Origin of the sequence: Lapillicoccus jejuensis (assembly GCF_006715055.1) — a bacterium.
GTDB lineage: Bacteria > Actinomycetota > Actinomycetes > Actinomycetales > Dermatophilaceae > Lapillicoccus > Lapillicoccus jejuensis.
Window position 1 is genome coordinate 3,555,080 of record NZ_VFMN01000001.1, and the last position, 18,018, is coordinate 3,573,097.

The 18,018-nt window shown below is 74.1% G+C and carries 19 protein-coding genes; 8 read left to right on the top strand and 11 right to left on the bottom strand.

What is annotated here, in order from left to right; translation table 11 throughout:
* Positions 1-10 precede the first annotated feature (10 nt).
* Together glgA and FB458_RS16515 are read left to right on the top strand one after the other, a co-directional pair.
* Entirely contained in the window at positions 11-1,201 is a 1,191-nt protein-coding gene (gene glgA, locus FB458_RS16510; protein WP_141849468.1) for a glycogen synthase, read from the top strand.
* On the top strand, positions 1,198-2,259 hold the full coding sequence (locus FB458_RS16515) for a S66 family peptidase (protein WP_141849469.1): 1,062 nt from the start codon (positions 1,198-1,200) through the stop codon (positions 2,257-2,259). The genes glgA and FB458_RS16515 overlap by 4 nt, the downstream gene beginning before the upstream one ends.
* On the opposite strand, the gene FB458_RS16520 is transcribed toward FB458_RS16515, so the two are convergent.
* Positions 2,250-2,942: a MerR family transcriptional regulator gene (locus FB458_RS16520; RefSeq protein ID WP_170185711.1), complete on the bottom strand. Its 693-nt coding sequence runs from the start codon at positions 2,940-2,942 to the stop codon at positions 2,250-2,252. The two genes, FB458_RS16515 and FB458_RS16520, sit on opposite strands and share 10 nt — an antisense overlap.
* An 81-nt stretch (positions 2,943-3,023) precedes the next feature.
* On the opposite strand from FB458_RS16520, the gene FB458_RS16525 reads away from it, so the two are divergent.
* On the top strand, positions 3,024-3,515 hold the full coding sequence (locus tag FB458_RS16525) for a monooxygenase family protein (RefSeq protein ID WP_141849471.1): 492 nt from the start codon (positions 3,024-3,026) through the stop codon (positions 3,513-3,515).
* A 2-nt stretch (positions 3,516-3,517) separates the two neighbouring features.
* On the opposite strand, the gene FB458_RS16530 is transcribed toward FB458_RS16525, so the two are convergent.
* Together FB458_RS16530 and FB458_RS16535 are read right to left on the bottom strand one after the other, a co-directional pair.
* Complete coding sequence (locus FB458_RS16530) at positions 3,518-4,444, bottom strand: WcbI family polysaccharide biosynthesis putative acetyltransferase (RefSeq protein ID WP_141849472.1); 927 nt, start codon at positions 4,442-4,444, stop codon at positions 3,518-3,520.
* Positions 4,445-4,455: 11 nt separating this feature from the next.
* Complete coding sequence (locus FB458_RS16535; RefSeq protein ID WP_141849473.1) at positions 4,456-5,223, bottom strand: hypothetical protein; 768 nt, start codon at positions 5,221-5,223, stop codon at positions 4,456-4,458.
* 71 nt (positions 5,224-5,294) lie between these two features.
* On the opposite strand from FB458_RS16535, the gene FB458_RS16540 reads away from it, so the two are divergent.
* The 5 genes from FB458_RS16540 to FB458_RS16560 all read left to right on the top strand — a co-directional run bounded on the left by FB458_RS16540 (position 5,295) and on the right by FB458_RS16560 (position 9,718).
* Positions 5,295-6,080: an ABC transporter ATP-binding protein gene (locus tag FB458_RS16540; protein ID WP_141849474.1), complete on the top strand. Its 786-nt coding sequence runs from the start codon at positions 5,295-5,297 to the stop codon at positions 6,078-6,080.
* A 118-nt stretch (positions 6,081-6,198) separates the two neighbouring features.
* Positions 6,199-6,675, top strand: coding sequence for an NfeD family protein (locus FB458_RS16545; protein ID WP_246061291.1), 477 nt, complete (start codon positions 6,199-6,201; stop codon positions 6,673-6,675).
* Positions 6,676-6,762: 87 nt separating this feature from the next.
* Positions 6,763-8,034, top strand: a complete 1,272-nt coding sequence (locus FB458_RS16550; RefSeq protein WP_141849476.1) for an SPFH domain-containing protein — start codon at positions 6,763-6,765, stop codon at positions 8,032-8,034.
* Between the two features lie 46 nt (positions 8,035-8,080).
* The gene (locus tag FB458_RS16555) at positions 8,081-8,851 is read left to right on the top strand and encodes a sulfite exporter TauE/SafE family protein (protein ID WP_141849477.1); all 771 of its coding nucleotides are present in this window, start codon (positions 8,081-8,083) and stop codon (positions 8,849-8,851) included.
* A gap of 27 nt (positions 8,852-8,878) precedes the next feature.
* Positions 8,879-9,718 (top strand): TrmH family RNA methyltransferase, encoded by an 840-nt coding sequence (locus FB458_RS16560; protein WP_141849478.1) that lies wholly within the window; start codon positions 8,879-8,881, stop codon positions 9,716-9,718.
* Positions 9,719-9,799: 81 nt separating this feature from the next.
* Here the strand turns inward: FB458_RS16560 and FB458_RS16565 are convergent, their stop codons facing one another.
* The 8 genes from FB458_RS16565 to FB458_RS16600 form a co-directional block, all read right to left on the bottom strand.
* A complete protein-coding gene (locus tag FB458_RS16565) occupies positions 9,800-11,350 on the bottom strand; it encodes a DHA2 family efflux MFS transporter permease subunit (protein ID WP_141849479.1) in 1,551 nt (516 codons plus the stop codon).
* An 88-nt stretch (positions 11,351-11,438) separates the two neighbouring features.
* Positions 11,439-12,275 (bottom strand): acyl-CoA thioester hydrolase/BAAT C-terminal domain-containing protein, encoded by an 837-nt coding sequence (locus tag FB458_RS16570; RefSeq protein ID WP_211356073.1) that lies wholly within the window; start codon positions 12,273-12,275, stop codon positions 11,439-11,441.
* A 30-nt stretch (positions 12,276-12,305) separates the two neighbouring features.
* Positions 12,306-13,682: an ABC transporter substrate-binding protein gene (locus FB458_RS16575; RefSeq protein ID WP_246061293.1), complete on the bottom strand. Its 1,377-nt coding sequence runs from the start codon at positions 13,680-13,682 to the stop codon at positions 12,306-12,308.
* The gene (locus FB458_RS16580) at positions 13,679-14,506 is read right to left on the bottom strand and encodes a carbohydrate ABC transporter permease (protein WP_141849480.1); all 828 of its coding nucleotides are present in this window, start codon (positions 14,504-14,506) and stop codon (positions 13,679-13,681) included. The genes FB458_RS16575 and FB458_RS16580 overlap by 4 nt, the downstream gene beginning before the upstream one ends.
* The gene (locus FB458_RS16585; protein ID WP_141849481.1) at positions 14,503-15,456 is read right to left on the bottom strand and encodes a carbohydrate ABC transporter permease; all 954 of its coding nucleotides are present in this window, start codon (positions 15,454-15,456) and stop codon (positions 14,503-14,505) included. Before FB458_RS16585 ends, FB458_RS16580 begins: the two co-directional genes overlap by 4 nt.
* Positions 15,457-15,486: 30 nt before the next feature.
* On the bottom strand, positions 15,487-15,936 hold the full coding sequence (locus FB458_RS16590) for a DUF3037 domain-containing protein (RefSeq protein WP_342778068.1): 450 nt from the start codon (positions 15,934-15,936) through the stop codon (positions 15,487-15,489).
* A 1-nt stretch (position 15,937) separates the two neighbouring features.
* On the bottom strand, positions 15,938-16,696 hold the full coding sequence (locus tag FB458_RS16595) for a HipA family kinase (protein WP_141849482.1): 759 nt from the start codon (positions 16,694-16,696) through the stop codon (positions 15,938-15,940).
* Between the two features lie 9 nt (positions 16,697-16,705).
* Positions 16,706-17,971, bottom strand: coding sequence for an MFS transporter (locus tag FB458_RS16600; RefSeq protein ID WP_141849483.1), 1,266 nt, complete (start codon positions 17,969-17,971; stop codon positions 16,706-16,708).
* Positions 17,972-18,018: the final 47 nt, after the last annotated feature.

Below are 18,018 nucleotides of genomic sequence, written 5' to 3' on the forward strand. Positions count from 1 at the left end.
CGTCCTCCCCGTGCGCGTCGACATCCTCAGCAAGGAGTACCCCCCGGCGGTCTACGGCGGCGCGGGGGTGCACGTGGCCGAGCTGGTCCGCGCCCTGCGCGACCGCGGCGACGTGGACGTGCAGGTGCGGTGCTTCGGCGCCCCGCGCGACGAGACCGGCACGACGGCGTACGGCGACCTCGCGGAGCTCGCCTCGGCGAACGCCGCCCTGCAGACCCTCGGGGTCGACGTCGCGATGGCGCAGGACTGCGTCGGCGCCGACCTCGTGCACTCGCACACCTGGTACGCCAACTTCGCGGGCCACCTCGGCTCGCTGCTCGGCGGGATGCCGCACGTCGTCACCGCGCACTCGCTCGAGCCGATGCGGCCGTGGAAGGCCGAGCAGCTCGGTGGCGGCTACCGCGTCTCCTCCTTCGCGGAGCGGACGGCGTACGAGGCCGCGGCGGCCGTCGTCGCCGTCTCCGCCGGGATGCGCGCGGACATCCTCGCCAGCTACCCCTCGCTCGACCCGGCGCGGGTCCACGTGGTGCACAACGGGATCGACAGCCAGCTGTGGCAGCCGGCGCGCGACGAGGACGTCGTGCGGCAGCACGGCATCGACCCCGACAGGCCGTCGGTCGTCTTCGTCGGGCGGATCACCCGGCAGAAGGGCCTGCCCTACCTGCTGCGCGCCGCGGCCGCCCTGCCCGAGGGGGTGCAGCTCGTGCTGTGCGCCGGCGCTCCGGACACCCCGGAGATCCTCGCCGAGGTCGAGCAGCTGGTGGCCGACCTGCGGGCGCAGCGCGACGGCGTGGTGTGGATCCAGCAGATGCTTCCCCGGAACGAGGTCGTCGCGATCCTCAGCGCCGCCACCGTCTTCGCCTGCCCATCGGTCTACGAGCCGCTCGGGATCGTCAACCTGGAGGCGATGGCGTGCGAGCTCGCCGTCGTCGCCACCGCCACCGGCGGCATCCCCGAGGTCGTCGTCGACGGCGAGACCGGCTGGCTCGTGCCGATCGAGCAGGTGACCGACGGCAGCGGCACCCCGGTCGATCCGGACCGCTTCGTCGCCGACCTCGGTGCGGCGCTGGTCGACGCGGTCTCCGACGGGGAGCGGGCGAAGCGTTTCGGCCTGGCCGGGCGGCAGCGCGCGGTCGAGCACTTCTCGTGGGCCTCGATCGGCGACCGGACGATGGAGGTCTACCGGTCGGTCCTCGGGTGACGGGCGTCCCTGTCCGGCCGCTCGTCCACCCGCCCAAGGCGCGCCCGGGCGACCGGGTCGCGGTCCTCTCCCCGTCGTTCGCGGCGCCCGCCGTCGCGCCGGAGATCCACGAGCAGGCGATGCGCCGGCTCACCGAGGTCACCGGGCTCGTCCCGGTCGAGTACCCCACGACCCGCCGGCTCGACGCCGACCCGCGCGACCGGGCCGCCGACCTCATGGCCGCGTTCGGTGACCCGAGCATCCGGGCGGTGCTCGCGACGATCGGCGGGGAGGACCAGCTGACGGTGGTCCCGCACCTCGACCCGGACGTCGTCCGCGCCGACCCCAAGCCGTTCCTCGGCTACAGCGACAACACCAACCTGCTGTCCTGGTTGTGGACCCACGGCGTCGCGGCCTTCCACGGCGGCTCGACGCAGGTGCACCTCGGCCCCGGACCGGGCGTCGACCCGGTGCACGCGGCGTCGCTGCGCGCGGCGCTGCTGACCGGCGAGCGGCTCGAGGTCACCGACCCGGGGGAGTCGGCCGACCTCGGGCTGCGCTGGGAGGACCCGCGCGCGCTCACCGAGTCCGGCGAGCGCGAGCCGACCGAGCCGTGGACGTGGGCCGGCCCGGCCCGCGCCGTCACCGGACCGACCTGGGGCGGCTGCCTCGAGGTGCTCCAGTGGGTCCTCGCTGCCGGCCGCTTCCCGGACGACGCGGGCGTCCTCGACGGCTCCGTGCTGCTGCTCGAGACGAGCGAGGAGCTGCCGCCCGCCGACACCGTCCGGCGGATGGTGCGGGTGCTCGGCGAGCGCGGGCTGCTGGAGCGGGTGGCGGGGGTCGTCGTCGCGCGACCGCCGGCGCAGAGCTTCGAGCAGCTGCGCGGGCCGGACGAGCGGGCCGCCCACCGGGCCGCGCAGCGCGACGCGGTCCTCGACGTCGTGGGGCGGTACGCACCGGACGCGGTGGTCGTCGTCGACGTGCCCTTCGGGCACACCAGCCCGCAGTGGGTCCTCCCGTACGGCGGGCTGATGACGGTCGACGGGGTCGAGCGCCGCGTCTGGGCCGACTACTCCTGAGAGGCGACCACTCGGGAAACGGGTTCCCGGACGGCGGTGTCCGCGGAAGTGGTGTCCGGGGGCGTCGTACGGGCCAGGGCCTGCGTGCTCACCACCTGCTGCGCGATCCGGCGCAGCGTCGCGAGCACCTCGTCGACGAGGACGGTCCCGACGATGACCGTGTGCAGGGCCTGCGCGGGGGAGTCCGCGCGCCGCGCGACCGCGACGTCGGTGACGGCGGCGCGGTACGCCGCATCGGCGTACCCCGTCAGCTCGTCGGGGGTGAGCGCGAGCCCGGCCGCGCGGACGGCGGCGACGGCCTGGGCGAGCGAGGCCAGCAGCGAGGGCGGGAGGCAGTCGCCCCAACCGACCCCCTCCAGGAACCGCTCGACCTCGGCGGTGTCCGGCGGCGGGTCGCTCGCGGCGACCGGGGGCGGGAGCGCGGCGTGGGCGACGCCGAGGAGCTCGTGCGGGGAGGTCGGCGGGTCGTCGAGCGCCGCGAGCACCGAGCGGACCTCGCGCAGACCGAGCCCACCGGTCTCGACGAGCGCCCGCACGAGCCGGAGCCGCTCGAGGTGCTGCTCGTCGTAGTTGGCGCGCGTCCGGCTCGTGGCCGTGCCCGGCATGAGCAGACCCTCGCGCAGGTAGAACTTCACGGTCGCGAGCGGCACGTCGGCCGCGGCGGCCAGCTCGGAGACGCGCACGCTCACCCCTTGACATCGGATAGTGCTGATATCCAACATGGACCTCAGCAGATAGTCACACTATCCAATCAGGAGCCCGTCATGGCGAACCCCGCACCGCGCGTCACCCACGCCTACGAGGGCGACGTCGTCCTCTTCCTCGTCGGCCTGCGGATCCACCAGCCCTGGCGGCTCGACGTCGTCGCGCGGGTCGGCGGCGCCATGGGCCCGATGCTCGCCGAGCTCGCGCGGAACGCCGACGAGCTGGGGTACCTCGGCGGGCGCACCGTCCTCGACACCGGGGGGCCGACGGTGATGACGTGGTGGCGCAGCGCCGAGGACCTGCACCGCTACGCCTCCGCCGGCGACCGGCGCCACCGACCGGCGTGGAGCGCGTTCTACGGCTACGCGGCGAAGGCGCCGAGGGCCGTGACGATCTGGCACGAGACGTACGCCGTCCCCGCCGGCGGCCACGAGTCGGCGTACGTCGGCCCGAAGCCGCTCGGTCTGGCCTCCATCGCCGGCATGGTACCCATCGCCCGCCGCGGCGAGCGGGCCCGCGAGCGGATGCGGCTGACCGGCGACCGGGGCTGACCTCAGGCCGGTCGCGGCAGACCGAGCTGCTCGGCCAGACCGGCCGACCTGTGCAGCACGGCCGCGAGCACGTCAGGCCGCTGCCGGTAGAACGCCAGGTGGGCGCGCTCGACCTCGTCGGGGTCGACGTCCTGCCCGCCCACCCTCCAGGTCGCACGCGCGGGCTCGTCGACGCTGACGCCCGACGTCGCCGGCTCGACGGGCGCGTGCACCGCGTCGAGCAGCGGCCGCGTCACCCGCGTCGGGCGGGCCTCCAGCCCGAGCGCCTCCCGCAGCCGCAGCGCCCCGGCGGCGAAGAAGGATGTGCCGGGATGGTTGACCGTCCGCATCTGCGGGCGGGCCGGCGGCTCGAGCAGGTCGGCAAGGGGCACGGCGCCGTACCGCTCCTCGCGCTCGCGCACGGCCGCCACCGAGCCGTGGACGGCGGCCAGCACCAGGTCCCGCGTCAGCGGGGGAGCATCGGGTGCGGCGCGCCCCGTGGCCGCCCAGGCGGCCCGGGTCGCGGTGCGCACGTCGTGGTAGGCGACGACGGGTGGGTCGGGATCCGCCAGGCCGGGCGGGTGGACTAGCACGTGGTGGGGGGAGCGGGCGGCGTACCGGACCGGCGCGACGAGCGCGAGCCGCGCGTCCGGCCGCAGCAGCGGGGCGAGCTCGTCGGTGCCGACGGGTAGCCCGCGGTAGCCCGCCCGCACCGGCTGGGTGAGCAGCAGGTCGACCCGCGCCAGCAGCGCGCGCAGCGGCCCGAGGTCGTCGACCGTCCACTCGTGGACGGGCGGCACCCGCACCGTGGCGACGTCGTCGTCCTCCAGGACGAGGCGCCACGACTCGGCCTGGCAGTTGCCGAGGACCGCGAGCAGCGGCCGCCGGCCCAGGTCCCCGTACGTCGCGTCGTAGAAGGTGCCGTAGTGAGTCCGGCGACCCGCGTCCACCGGCTCCCCGCTCAGGCCGGCCGCCAGCCGGCGACGGCCATCACCGCGACGTTCGCCGCGGCGGCGAGCGCGTGGTCGGCGGCGCCGGCGAGGCGCCGCAGGCCCGTCTCGCGGTGGCCGGAGGAGTGCACGTCGAGGGTCGGGCCCGCGGCGGCCAGCGCGAGGCCCTCGTCGGCGATGAGCGCGACCCGCGCGGCCGTGGTCATGACCCGGACGGCCCGGGGCGGGAGGTCCGGCGGCAGGCCCCACCCGCTCGCGGCGAGCGACCGCTCGGCCGACTCGCGCGGGGCGGCCGACCACGGCCGGCCCTCGACCCGCTCGAGCGCCTCGGCGCCCTCGGCGACCGCCAGCGAGAGCTGCCGCTCGACGTCGCCGAGGTCGATCATCTCCAGGGTGTGCCGGGCGACGGGCTGGGCGTCGTGCGCCGTCCACCGGGCCAGCACGCCCTCGTCGCCCGCCGGGCCGTAGGCCTCGAGCTCGGGCACGAGCAGCCCGCCCATCCCGGCGACGAAGACGCACTCGCCGGCCGCCGCAGCGGCGCCCGCGACCTCGGGCGAGCACCGCGGCAGCCCCGAGACGTCACCGGGGCGGGGGAGCGCGACGAGCAGGGCGCTCTCCCCGAAGTCGCGCCACAGCGCGATCCGCGCGAGGTCGCCCTCGACGTGGTCCAGGTCGGGGTGCGCGCGGGCCAGCGCCTCCTCGACGTCGTCGACCCCGTGGCGGTGCCAGGCGGCAGTCACCCACAGCGCGGCGCGCACGGACAGGGGGAGCGAGGACACCCGCAGGAGTCTAGGAGCGGGCTCCCGGACCGTCCGCCACGCCTCCCGTAGGGTGGCGCCATGGTGGTGGCATGACGGACGTGCTGGCCTTCGCGGGGGTCTGCGTGGAACGGGGCGGCAACCTCCTGCTCGACGAGGTGTCGTGGGAGGTGGAGGAGGGGGAGCGCTGGGTCGTGCTCGGTCCCAACGGGGCCGGCAAGACGACGCTGCTGCAGCTCGCGTCCGCGCGGATCCACCCCACGAGGGGCGTCGCCGGGGTGCTCGGGGAGGTCCTCGGCGCCGTCGACGTCTTCGAGCTGCGCCCGCGGATCGGCCTGGCCAGCGCGGCGATCGCCGAGCGCATCCCCGGTGACGAGCTCGTCGGCAACGTCGTCGTCACGGCGTCGTACGCCGTCGTGGGGCGCTGGCGCGAGCAGTACGACACCGTCGACTACCAGCGCGCGATTGAGCTGCTCGAGGAGCTCGGCGTCGGCCACCTCGCCGACCGGCGCTACGGCACCCTCAGCGAGGGGGAGCGCAAGCGGGTGCAGATCGCCCGCTCGCTCATGAGCGACCCCGAGGTGATGCTCCTCGACGAGCCCGCCGCCGGGCTCGACCTCGGCGGCCGCGAGGACCTCGTCGCCCGCCTCGGCGCGCTCGCCGAGGACACCGACGCGCCGGCGCTCGTCCTCGTCACCCACCACGTCGAGGAGATCCCGCCGTACTTCACCGACGTCCTGCTGCTGCGCGAGGGCAGGGTGGTCGCGGCCGGTCCGATCGAGACGACGCTGACCGCCGAGAACCTCTCGGAGACCTTCGGGCTGCCGCTCCTGCTCGAGCGGCACGGTCGCCGCTGGGCGGCGCGCGCCGCGGGCTGAGGCGCCCGCCCGGCGTCACGCGAGCGTCATGCGCGCCGGGGAACCCCCGGTCGGTACGGCGCGTCATACTGGCAGGACGGTGGGCGCAGGGGGCGCGGACCGACGAGGAGGTGGACCGGTGGGCGACGGGAACGGCTGGCTGGTCTGGGTCGGCGTGGCACTGGCCCTCGGGGCCGTCGAGGCGGCGACCGTCGACCTCGTCTTCATCATGCTGGCCGGCGGCGCGCTGGGCGGCGCCGTGGCCTCCGCCTTCGGGGCGGGCTTCGCGATCCAGGTCGTCGTCGCGGTCGTCGTCTCCGGGATGCTGCTCGGGGTCGTGCGCCCGCTGGCCAAGAAGCGCCTGACCACCGCCCCGCACGCGCCCATGGGCGTCAAGGGGTACGCCGGCCGCCCGGCCACCGTCATCGAGGAGGTCACCGACCACTCCGGTCGCGTGAGCATCGGCGGCGAGACGTGGACGGCCCGGGTGCTCGACCACCAGGTCGCCCGACCCGGCGACCAGGTGACCGTCCTGCGCATCGAGGGGGCGACGGCGGTCGTCGAGACCGCCCCCGCCTCGCCCCAGGACGAGGTCCTGCCCCCACCGGGGACATGACCGTCTCGTGACTGTTCGACCGTCCCGTGCACCGCGCACGGGCTGGACATGGCCGGCCCCGGGGGGCGGGCAGAAGGTAGGTAAGCCGTGGGAGCGACCGTGACGCTCGTCGTCGTGCTGGTCCTCGTGGTCTTCGCGCTGGTGACGCTGTTCCGCACGGTGCGGATCGTGCCGCAGCAGACGGCGCAGATCGTCGAGCGGCTCGGCAGCTACAACCGCACGCTGGACGACGGGTTCCACATCCTCGTCCCCTTCATCGACAAGGTGCGGGCCAACATCGACCTGCGCGAGCAGGTCGTGACCTTCCCGCCGCAGCCGGTCATCACCTCCGACAACCTCGTCGTGAGCATCGACACCGTCATCTACTACACGGTGACCGACGCGAAGTCCGCGGTCTACGAGATCGCCAACTTCATCCAGGGCATCGAGCAGCTGACGGTGACGACGCTGCGCAACGTCATCGGCTCGCTCGACCTCGAGCAGACGCTGACCTCGCGCGACCAGATCAACGGCCAGCTGCGCGGCGTGCTCGACGGCGAGACCGGGCGCTGGGGCATCCGCGTCAACCGCGTCGAGCTCAAGGCCATCGACCCGCCGCACTCGGTGCAGGACTCGATGGAGAAGCAGATGCGCGCCGAGCGCGACCGCCGCGCCGCCATCCTCAACGCCGAGGGCGTCAAGCAGAGCCAGATCCTCACCGCCGAGGGCGAGAAGCAGAGCCAGATCCTGCGCGCCGAGGGCTCGGCGCAGGCCCGCATCCTCGAGGCGCAGGGCCAGGCCCGGGCGATCCAGCAGGTGTTCGCGGCCATCCACCGCGGCAAGCCCACTCAGCGACTCCTGGCCTACCAGTACCTCCAGGTGCTGCCCCAGCTCGCCCGCGGCGACTCGAACAAGATGTGGATCATCCCCTCGGAGGTCACCGACGCCCTGCGCGGCATCAGCGGCGCCCTCGGCGGGGACAAGCCGCTCATGGGTGACGACGAGGAGGTCGACCTCTCCGCGCTCGGGCTCGAGGAGGACGCGTTCGGCGACACCGCCCTCGAAGACCCGGCCAAGGCCCTGGCCGAGGCCCGCGGCCAGGCCGGCCAGGCCAGCGCCGAGGCCACCGAGCACGCCTCGCCGGTCGGGCACCGCCGTCCGCTCGCGACCGCGGACCCCACGGCCGGGATGACGCCGCCGTCGGCGCCCGAAGCGGGTGCCCCCGCGGAGTCGACGCCGCAGGCGAAGCCGCAGTCGGCTGCGCCGGCTCCGGGGCAGGCGCCGGCCTACGAGACCGAGGCCATGCCGGGTCAGCCGTCGGGGCCGACGTACGGCCAGCCGGCCCCCGGCCAGCCCTGGCAGCAGCCGCCGCCGCGCTGACGCACCCGGCGGGCGGCACCCGGTCACCCTCACCTAGGGTGACCGGGTGTCGCTCACCCACGCCGTCGTCGTCGTCCTCGCCGGCGTCTTCGCGGGGACCATCAACACGATCGTCGGGTCCGGCACGCTGGTGACGTTCCCGACGTTGCTGCTGCTCGGCATCCCGCCGGTGACGGCCAACGTCAGCAACAACATCGGTCTCGTCGCCGGCGGCGCGACCGGGGCGTGGGGCTACCGCTCCGAGATCAAGGGCAGCCGCGCCTACCTCGCCCGGTTGGCGCCGATGTCGTTCCTCGGCTCGGTCGTCGGGGCGCTGCTGCTGCTCACCCTGCCGGCCAGCGCCTTCTCGGCGATCGTGCCGGTCCTCATCGCGATCGGCCTGCTGCTCGTGGTCTTCGGCCCGGCGCTGCAGCGACGGTTCCGCCACGACGAGGAGGACGGCCCGGAGCCGTCGTGGACGCGGTGGGCGATGCTCGTCGGCGTGTTCGTGGCCGGGGTCTACGGCGGGTACTTCGGCGCCGCCCAGGGGGTCATCCTCATGGGCCTGCTGTCGGCTCTGAGCGCGGAGCCGCTGCAACGGCTCAACGGCTGGAAGAACGTCCTCAGCCTCGTCGTCAACCTCGTCGCCGCGCTCGTCTTCGTCATCGTGGCGTTCGACCGGATCGACTGGCTCGTCGCCCTGCTCATCGGGATCGGGTCTTTCGTCGGCGGTTTCGTCGGGGCCAGCGTCGGTCGCCGGATCCCGCCGCTGGCCCTGCGCGGACTGATCCTGCTCATCGGCATCGTCGCCATCGTCAAGCTCGTCTTCTTCCCGTGACGGGCCGCTGATGGTCGGGCAGCACTGATGGTCACCGAGGTCACCGCGCAGGACGTCGCCCGGGCGGGCGAGGACCGCGAGGGGCTGCTGGCGGACTACGTCGGGCTCACCGACGTCGTGCTGCGCCGGCGCACCGAGCCCGAGCGCGGGCTCTACGTGGCCGAGTCCGAGAAGGTGATCCGCCGGGCCCTGGCCGCGGGGCACCGGCCGCGGTCGTTGCTCATGGCACGGCGGTGGCTGGACGACCTCGCCGACGTCGTCGCCGACGCGGAGGCCTCCGGGGTGCCGGTCCTCGTCGCCGACCACGAGGTGCTGGAGGCGCTGACCGGCTTCCACCTGCACCGGGGGGCACTGGCGTCGATGCAGCGGCCCGAGCTGCCGTCGGTCGCCGACCTCGTCGCCGACGCGCGCCGGGTGGCCGTCCTCGAGGACGTCGTCGACCACACCAACGTCGGCGCCGTGTTCCGCTCCGCCGCCGCCCTCGGCGTCGACGCCGTGCTCGTCACGCCGCGGTGCGCCGACCCGCTCTACCGGCGGGCCGTACGCGTCTCGATGGGCACCGTCTTCCAGGTGCCGTGGACGCGGATCGACCCGTGGCCGGGTGGGGTCGAGGTGCTGCGCGAGGCGGGCTTCACCGTCGCCGCCCTGGCCCTGACCGACTCGTCGGTGTCGCTCGACGACCTGTCGGCCGACCCGCCCGAGCGCCTCGCCCTCGTCCTCGGCACCGAGGGGGACGGGCTGGCGCGGCGCACCGTCGAGGCGGCCGACGTCACCGTCCGCATCCCCATGGCGGGTGGCGTCGACTCGCTCAACGTCGCCGCCGCGGGTGCGGTGGCGTTCTGGGCGCTGCGCCCCCGCCTCACCTGACGACCGGACACAGGGAACCCCACGTCCTGACCGCCGGAGGCGGGCCAGGACGTGGGGTTCCCTGTGTCCGGTGGGGCGGCGTCAGCCGGTGACCTCGGCGACCTCACGCTGGGGGGCGCCGACCCGGTGGCGTCCGGCCGGCAGGCCCGAGCGCTGGAAGCCGGGGCGGGTGAGGAAGAGCGCGGCGACGAGGCCGAGGACGATGACCGCTGCGGGCAGCAGGATGGCCTGCGCCATCGACGTGGCGAACGGGCCGGCGACGGCGGCGGGCAGCGAGGTGCCGCCGGTCGTCTGCATCTGCCCCGCGTCCGCCCCGGCGCCAGGCAGGTTGGCGGCCAGGCGCGCCGAGATGACGGCGGCGATCGCGGCGCTGCCCAGGACGGCGCCCACCTGGCGGGTCGTGTTGTAGATCCCCGACCCCGCTCCGGCAGCCGACATCGGCAGGTTGCGGGTGGCCGTCGCCGCGAGCGGCGCCCAGAGGAACGCGTTCGACGCCCCGAAGAACGCCATCGGCAGCAGCAGCTGCCAGGTGGCGCTGGTCGGCGTCATCTCCCGGCTGAGCCACACGAGCGAGGCCGCGCACAGCACCATGCCGACGGTCACGAGGGTGCGCGGGTGCGCCTTGTCGGTCAGCCGGCCCACGACGGGGGCCAGCCCTCCCGACAGCAGCGCCATCGGCACGAGCAGCAGCGCGGACCCGGTCGGGCTGAGCCCGCGCACCGCCTGCGCGTAGAGGATGAACGGGAAGGCGAACGCCGTCACCGAGAAGCCGACGGCGGTGATGGCGAGGTTCGACACCGAGAAGTTGCGGTCGCGGAAGAGGCCGAGCGGGACGAGCGGCTCGGTGCGGACCTTGCTCTGCCACCAGACGAAGACCGCGAGGACGACGACGCCGACGGCGATGAGCAGCGGCACCGACAAGATCCCGGTGATGGTGCCCCAGTCGTACTTCTCGCCCTCCTGGAGCCCGAAGACGATGAGGAACATCGCCACGGCGGACAGGACGACGCCCACCCAGTCGAAGCTGTGGCTGCGGGTCTCGAGGTCCGGGACGAGCCGGGCGGCCAGCACGAAGGCGACGATGCCGACCGGGACGTTGACGTAGAAGATCCACTCCCAGCCGGGGCCGTCGGTGAGGACGCCGCCGAGGATCGGCCCGACGAGGGTCGCGACCCCCGCGGTGGCGCCCCACAGCGCCGTCGCCTGCCCGCGCGACTCCGCCGGGAAGGTTCGGGTGATGACCGACATCGTCTGCGGGGTCATGAGCGACGCGCCCAGGCCCTGGACGACGCGCGCGACGACGAGCAGGGTGATGGTGCCCGTCAGCCCGCACCACAGGGACGCCGCCGTGAAGACGGCGAGCCCCACGAGGTACAGCTTCTTCGGCCCGACCCGGTCGCCGAGCCGTCCGGTGATGAGCAGCGGGACGGCGTACGCGAGCAGGTAGGCGCTGGTCACCCACAGGACGGTGTCGACGTCGGTGTCGAGCGCCCGCATGATCGCGGGCGTCGCGACGGAGACGATCGTCGAGTCGACGAGGATCATGAAGAACCCGATGACCAGGGCCCACAGCGCGGGCCAGGGGTTGGTCGTGGGGGCGTCGGCGCGCGCGGGCACGGACGGAGCGGACATGGGTGGGACACCTCGGGGGACGGCGGGTGGGACGGACCTCATCCCAGCATGAGGGTCCGACAGCCCTCCCGCAGCCGTCTGGGGACCGTCAGCCGTGCAGCCGCAGGGCGGCCACCACGTGCGGCCACGCCAGCCGCCCGAGCTCGGCGTCGGCCTCGGGCGACCCACCCCGCCGCATGACCGCTCCCGCGGTCACGGGGCTCTCGCCGGGCAGCACGGTGCGGTGCCCGGCGGCGGGGAGGGTGACGACGGTCGTCCCCCGGCCCGCCGTACGGCGTCGGGCGGCGACGTCGTCGGCGAAGGCGACCGACGGCCAGACGCGGTCGTCGCCGCCGGCGACGAGGACGACGTCGCCGGCGATGTCGCCGACCGGGATGGCGGCGGCCGCGACGAGGTCGGGACGGGCGGTGAGCGAGGCGACGTACAGGCCCCGGAAGGCGGGGGGCTCGCTGTCCGGCGCCCACGTCTCGTCGAGCGGGACGAAGGGCAGCGGGACTCCGCCCCGGGTCCAGTGCGACGTCTGGCGCGGCTCCCCGCCGGGACCGTCGACGGCGACGCCCGCCCACACCACGGACGAGGGGGCGAAGGCGACGACCGCCTCGACCCGAGGGTCCTGGGCCGCGAGCAGCAGCGCGGCCTCGGCCCCGAACGACGTCCCGACGACGGCCAGCCGGTCGCTCTCCCCGGCGAGCGCGTCGAGGCACTCGGTGAGGGTCTCCAGGGGGACCTCGTACGGCGCCGGCTGCTGCCCCTGGCCGCCGAACCACCGGATCGACATGGCCAGCGCCCCGTGCTCCGCGAGCAGCCGGGCGCGCTCGTCGTCGACGCGCCCGCTCGACCCGGCGAGGACGAGCACGCCCGTGCCGCACGGCTCGTCGGGCCGCAGCAGCACCCCCTCCGGGTGGTCGAGGCGGTGCTCGATCACGCGCGGTCCCCGGTCATGCGTCGGACCCTGTCACAGCCGGGCGGACCTGTTGTACCGGTCGATGGCCTTCTGGATCACGCCGACGGAGCCGCTGAGCGCGGTCTTCGGGTCGGACCCGTTGAGGACCTCCTCGATCGCGTCCTCGGAGGCCTTGCGCGACTGCGGCATGACGCCGAGGGCGCAGCCGCGGCTCGCCACGCTGAGCGGGGTCTGCTCGAGCTGCTTCACGGCGACGTCGAAGAGCGGGTTCTTCTGGCGGTAGGCGACGTCGACGGGCTCCTGGAGCGCGCCCTTGCTGATCGGGAAGTAGCCGGTCCCGGTGTGCCACTGCGCCTGGATCGTGCTCGAGGCGAGGTACTTGACGAACTGCCAGGAGGCCTCCTTCTCGGCGTCGTCGTGCCCGGGACCGTCGACCCACAGCGAGGCGCCGCCGATGGCCGGGCCGCCCTGCCCGGCGCGGATCTTGGGGTAGAACGCCACGCCGAGGTCGAACCCGCCGCTCTTCGCCGCCTTGCTGTAGGCGCTGAGCGTGCCCGTCGACTCGAGGTTCATCGCGACCTGCTGCGACGTGAAGGCGTTCTGCGCGGCCTTGGTGTCGCGGCCGGTGTTGGCGGCCAGACCCTGCTGGACCAGCTCCTGCCACCACGTCATGACGGTCACCGCGTCCGGCTGGTCGAACTCGGCCTTCGAGGCGAGACCGTCGCGCCCGTTGCCCTGGTCGCAGTAGGTGTCGCCAGCGGTGGCGAGCAGCTGCTCGAGGAACCAGCCGTAGATGGCCGCCCCGAAGCCGTACTTCGCGGGCCCCCCGTTCCGCGCCGACAGCTTCTGCGCCGCGGCGGTCATCTCCTCGAGCGTCGTGGGCGGGCGGTTCGGGTCGAGCCCGGCCTTCTCGAACATCGTCTTGTTGTAGTAGAGGACCGGCATCGAGGTGTTGAACGGCATCGAGGCGAGCTTGCCGCCGACGGTGTAGTAGCCGGTGATGTTCGGCTGCAGGTCGGACACGTCGTACCGGTCGCGGTCGACGAAGCCCTGGACGGGGACCGTCTGCCCGGCGTCGACCATGAAGCGGGTGCCGATGTCGTAGATCTGCACGACGTTCGGCGTGCTGTTGCTCATCACCGACGCCTTGTACTTCGTGATCGCGTCGTCGTAGGTGCCGATGTACGTCGGGTCGACCTCGATCGACCCCCGGTGCTCGGCGTTGAACTGGTTGACCAGCTGGGTGAGGACCTTGGCGTTGGTGCCGTTCATCTCGTGCCAGAAGGAGATCCTCGTCAGCCCCCCGGCCTTGCCGAGGGCGTCCGCCGGCGGGACGGCCGTACTGCCACCGTCGCCCGGGCTGCATGCGGCGAGGCCGGTGGTGAGGACCAGCGCGACGGCGAGCGCGGCGCCGCGCCGACGGCTCACTTGACCGCTCCGGCCGTGAGGCCGCGGACGATGAAGCGCTGGCCGAAGATCACGAGCAGCAGGGTCGGGACGAGGGCGAGGACGACGCCGGCGAGGACGAGCCCCGGGTCCTGGCCGTCGGACGTCTGCAGCTGCCCGATCCCGATCTGGATGGTCTGGTCCGAGGGGGCCTCGGTGACGAGCAGCGGCCAGAAGTACATGTTCCAGGCGGACAGAGCGGAGTAGATGCCGAGGGCCGCGAGGGTGGGGCGCGACAGCGGCAGGAGGATCGACCAGAGGAAGCGCAGGTGCCCGGCCCCGTCGACCCGCGCCGCGTCGCGCAGCTCGGTGGGGAAGCCGAGGAAGGACTGGCGCAGCAGGAAGGTCCCGAAGCCGGACGCGAGGAACGGCAGGGCCAGCCCGGCGATGGTGTTCTTCAGCCCCCACGTCGAGACGGTGAGGTAGTTGGGGATGATGATCGCCTCGAACGGGATCATCATGGTCGACAGGAACAGCCCGAACCACAGGCCCCGCTTGCGCAGCGGCAGGAAGACGAACGCGTACGCCGCGAGGGCGCTCGTGACGACCTGCCCGACGGTGATGGCCGCGGTCTGCAGGACCGAGTTGGCGTACTGACGCCCGAGCGGGATGACCGACAGGACGTTGCCGAAGTTCTCCGGGTGCAGACCGCTGACGGGGAAGAGCGCCGGGGGGAACGAGTTGCTGTCCTTGGTGCCCATGAAGCTGCCGACGACCCCGTAGTAGACGGGGAAGACGACGAGCAGGAAGAGGACGCCGAGGAAGAGGTACGTGAAGACGCGCGAGCCCGCGCCGGAGGTCCTCATCGGTAGAACACCTTCCGCTCGAGGATGCCGAACTGCACCGCGGTGACGGCGAGCACGACGAGGAGGAGGACGACCGCCTGCGCCGAGGCGTAGCCGAAGTTGCTGTTGTTGTTGTTGAACGCCTGGTCGTAGATCGAGTAGACGAGGGTCGTCGTGCGCCGCTCTGGGCCGCCGACGGTGAGGATCTTGATCTGCCCGAAGCTCTGCAGCGCCTGCACCGTCCCGGTGACGACGAGGAAGAACAGCTGCGGGGTGACGAGCGGCAGGATGATCGAGCGGTTGAGCCGCCAGCCGGCCGCGCCGTCGAGGCGGGCCGCCTCGACCACCTCCTCGTCGACGGCGCCGAGACCCGCGCTGAGGATGAGCAGGTTGTAGCCCAGCTGCATCCACACCGACGTCGCGCACACCGACCACAGGGCGAGGTCGGGGTTGGTCAGCCACTGGACGGGACCGGCGCCGACGTACGACAGCAGGCCGTTGAGCACGCCGGACGCCGGGTTGTAGAGCACCTGGAAGACGACCGAGGCGGTCGCCACCGAGAAGGCGAAGGGCAGCGCGAAGGCGGTGCGGAAGAAGCGGATCCCGCGGATGCGCCCCTGGAGCGCCAGCGCGATGGCCAGGGCGATGGCGATGCTGGGGACGACGGTGGCCACGACGAAGGCGATGGTCACGAGGATGGTCTGCCCGAAGTCCGGGTCGGAGAACATCTGCGCGTAGTTGTCGGTGCCGACGAAGCCGGCCGGGCGGCCGATGATGTCGGTGCCCTGGAACGACAGGACGATCGAGCGGACCAGCGGGTAGAACACGAAGAGCGCGAAGACGAGGAGCGCCGGGGCCAGGTAGGCCAGGCCCAGCCACCCCCCGCCGCGCCGTCCCGGGCCCCGGGGTCGGCCTCGGGCCTCCTCGGTGGTGCGCGCGGGGGCGGGCGCGGTGGGCGTCGTCGCGGTCACGGTTGGCGACCCTAGCCCACGGGCCGGCAGTTATTCCTGCGTCGGGGCGACGAGCCGGCCGACGAGCCGGTCGAGCTCGGCGGCCGGGTCCGCGCAGACGCCGCCGTGCCGCGGGCCGGGCTGGACGACGGTCGACCGGGAGGCGGTCAGCCACCCGAACCGCTGACCCGGTGTCTCGAGCGTCGGCAGGCCGCGACCGGTCTCGCCCCGGCACACCGCCCGGACGGCGTCCAGCGCGCGCCGGACCCCGTCGAGCGACAGCCCGGGGGCGAAGGCGGTCAGCCGCTGCTCGTCGAGGGCGAAGCCGGCGCCGAGGAAGTCGGCGCTCTGCGCGAAGAGGACGACGCCGACGTTGACGAACTCCTCGCGCTCGACGCGGGGGACGCAGCGCAGGACGACGTACTGGTAGGGCACGAGGTCACCCTTATCGGCGGTCGAGCCGCTGGTGCGGATGTTGGTCGAGCCGGTCACCGAGGGCACGTCAGGCTCCCGGCACCCAGGCGGTGGACGCCAGGCGTGCGGCCAGCAGGTCGCCGTACGCGGCGCGGACGGCCGCGACGTCGGGCAGGTACGGCGTCGTCTCGAGCCACTCGTCGGGCACGTCGGCGACGACGGCGGCGACCGCGTCGGGCGTGAGCCGCGCGGCGAGCTCGTCGTGCCGGGGCGCGACGGGGGCGGCGACGTCGCGCAGGACGTGGCGCGAGACGTCGTACGGGAGCCCGGCGAAGCGGGCCGGGTCGGGCGCCTTCGACGGCCACGAGTGGTGCACGTAGAGCGCCGCGCCGTGGTCGATGGCCCAGGTGGCGCCGTTCCACACGAGCAGGTTGGGGTTGGCCCAGGTGCGGTCGACGTTGGCGGTGAGCGCGTCGAGCCAGACGATCCGGGCGGCGAGGTCGGGCGGCGGGGGAGCGCTGCCGTCGTAGCCGAAGGCGCCGGGCAGCAGGTCGACCCCGAGGTTGAGCCCGAGGCTCGCGGTGAGCAGGTCCTGGACCTCCTCGTCGGCCTCGTAGCGCGCGATCGGGGCGTCGAGGTCGAGCAGGACGAGGCGGGGTACGGGCACGTCGACGAGTGCGGCGAGCCCGGCGACGACGATCTCGGCGACGAGGACCTTGACCCCCTGGCCGGCCCCGCGGAACTTCGCGACGTAGGTCCCGAGGTCGGCCGCCTCGACGACCCCGGGCAGCGAGCCGCCCTCGCGCAGCGGCGTGACGTAGCGCGTCACCGTGGTCCGCTCCAGCACGCGTGCAGCCTAGGGGAGCGCCGCCACGACCTCGTCGCGGGACCGCCAGCGCCGCAGCACGACGACGGCGAGGACGGCGTACCAGGCGGCGGCGCCCAGCAGCACCGGCACGGACGCCCCGTCGGCCGGCAGGACGAGCGCCGCGACGACGACGCCAAGGATGAGCGCCACGTTGAACAGGACGTCGTACAGGGTGAACAGGCGCCCGCGGTAGACGTCGGGGACCACGCGCTGCACCGTCGTGTCGATGGTGATCTTCACCGCCTGGGTGGCGACGCCGGTGGCGAACGAGGTGACGGTCACCGACCACGGGCTGAGCACGGCGGCGGGCAGCAGCAGCGCGACCGCGCCGACGAGGGAGGCGGCGGCGACGTACCGCCGCGACCCCAGCCGCGGCTCGAGCACGGGGGTGAGTACGGCGGCCAGCCCGAAGCCGAGCCCGGCCGCGCCGACCGCGATCCCGACCCCCTCGAACCCGGTGCCGCCGCCGGGGAAATGCCGCCGGTAGAGCAGCACCGTCGCGACGATCATCACCGCGTAGGGCACCCGGACCGCCCACGCCACCCCGAGACCGAGCCGGGCCAGCGCCGGCAGGTTGCGGACGGCGTCGACCAGCCCGGCCACGACGTGCCGCACGGCCTCGCGGACCTCGTCCCCGGCCTCGCCGAGGGCCGGGCCGAGGAAGGGCAGCCGCAGCGCGAGCAGCGCCGCCAGCCCGTACGACGCCGCGCCCGCGAGCAGGATCGCCGCGTCGCTCCCGCCGACGGCGCGGACCGACCCGCCGAGCCCCAGCCCGATGAGGTAGGTGAGGCTGCCGCAGGTCGGTCCCACGGAGTTGGCGACGACGAGCAGCGCCGGGGGCGTGACGAGCGGCAGCCCCGCCGACAGACCGGCGAGCAGGAAGCGGTTGACCGAGAAGGCGACCAGCACGAGGACGTAGAACAGCGGTCCGGCGTCACCGCGGGCGACGTCGGCCGCGACGAGCCCGAGCAGCGCCACCCGCACCGCGTTGGAGAGCACGATCGTGCGCCGCCTCGGCCACCGGTCGAGGACGACCCCGACGAAGGGGCCGAGGGCGGTGAACGGCAGCAGCACCAGCGCGAACGCGACGGCGATCGATGGCGCGTCGGGCGCCCGCTCGGGGGAGAAGAGGATGCTCGAGGCGAGCGCGGCCTGGAACACGCCGTCGGCCGTCTGCGAGACGAGCCGCACCGCGAAGAGCCGGCGGAAACCCGGCAGCCGGAGCACCGCGGCGAGCTGGCGCAGGAAGGTCACGTACGAGGAGCCTAGAGCGGCGACGCCGCTGCCGTGTCGGGTTCCGG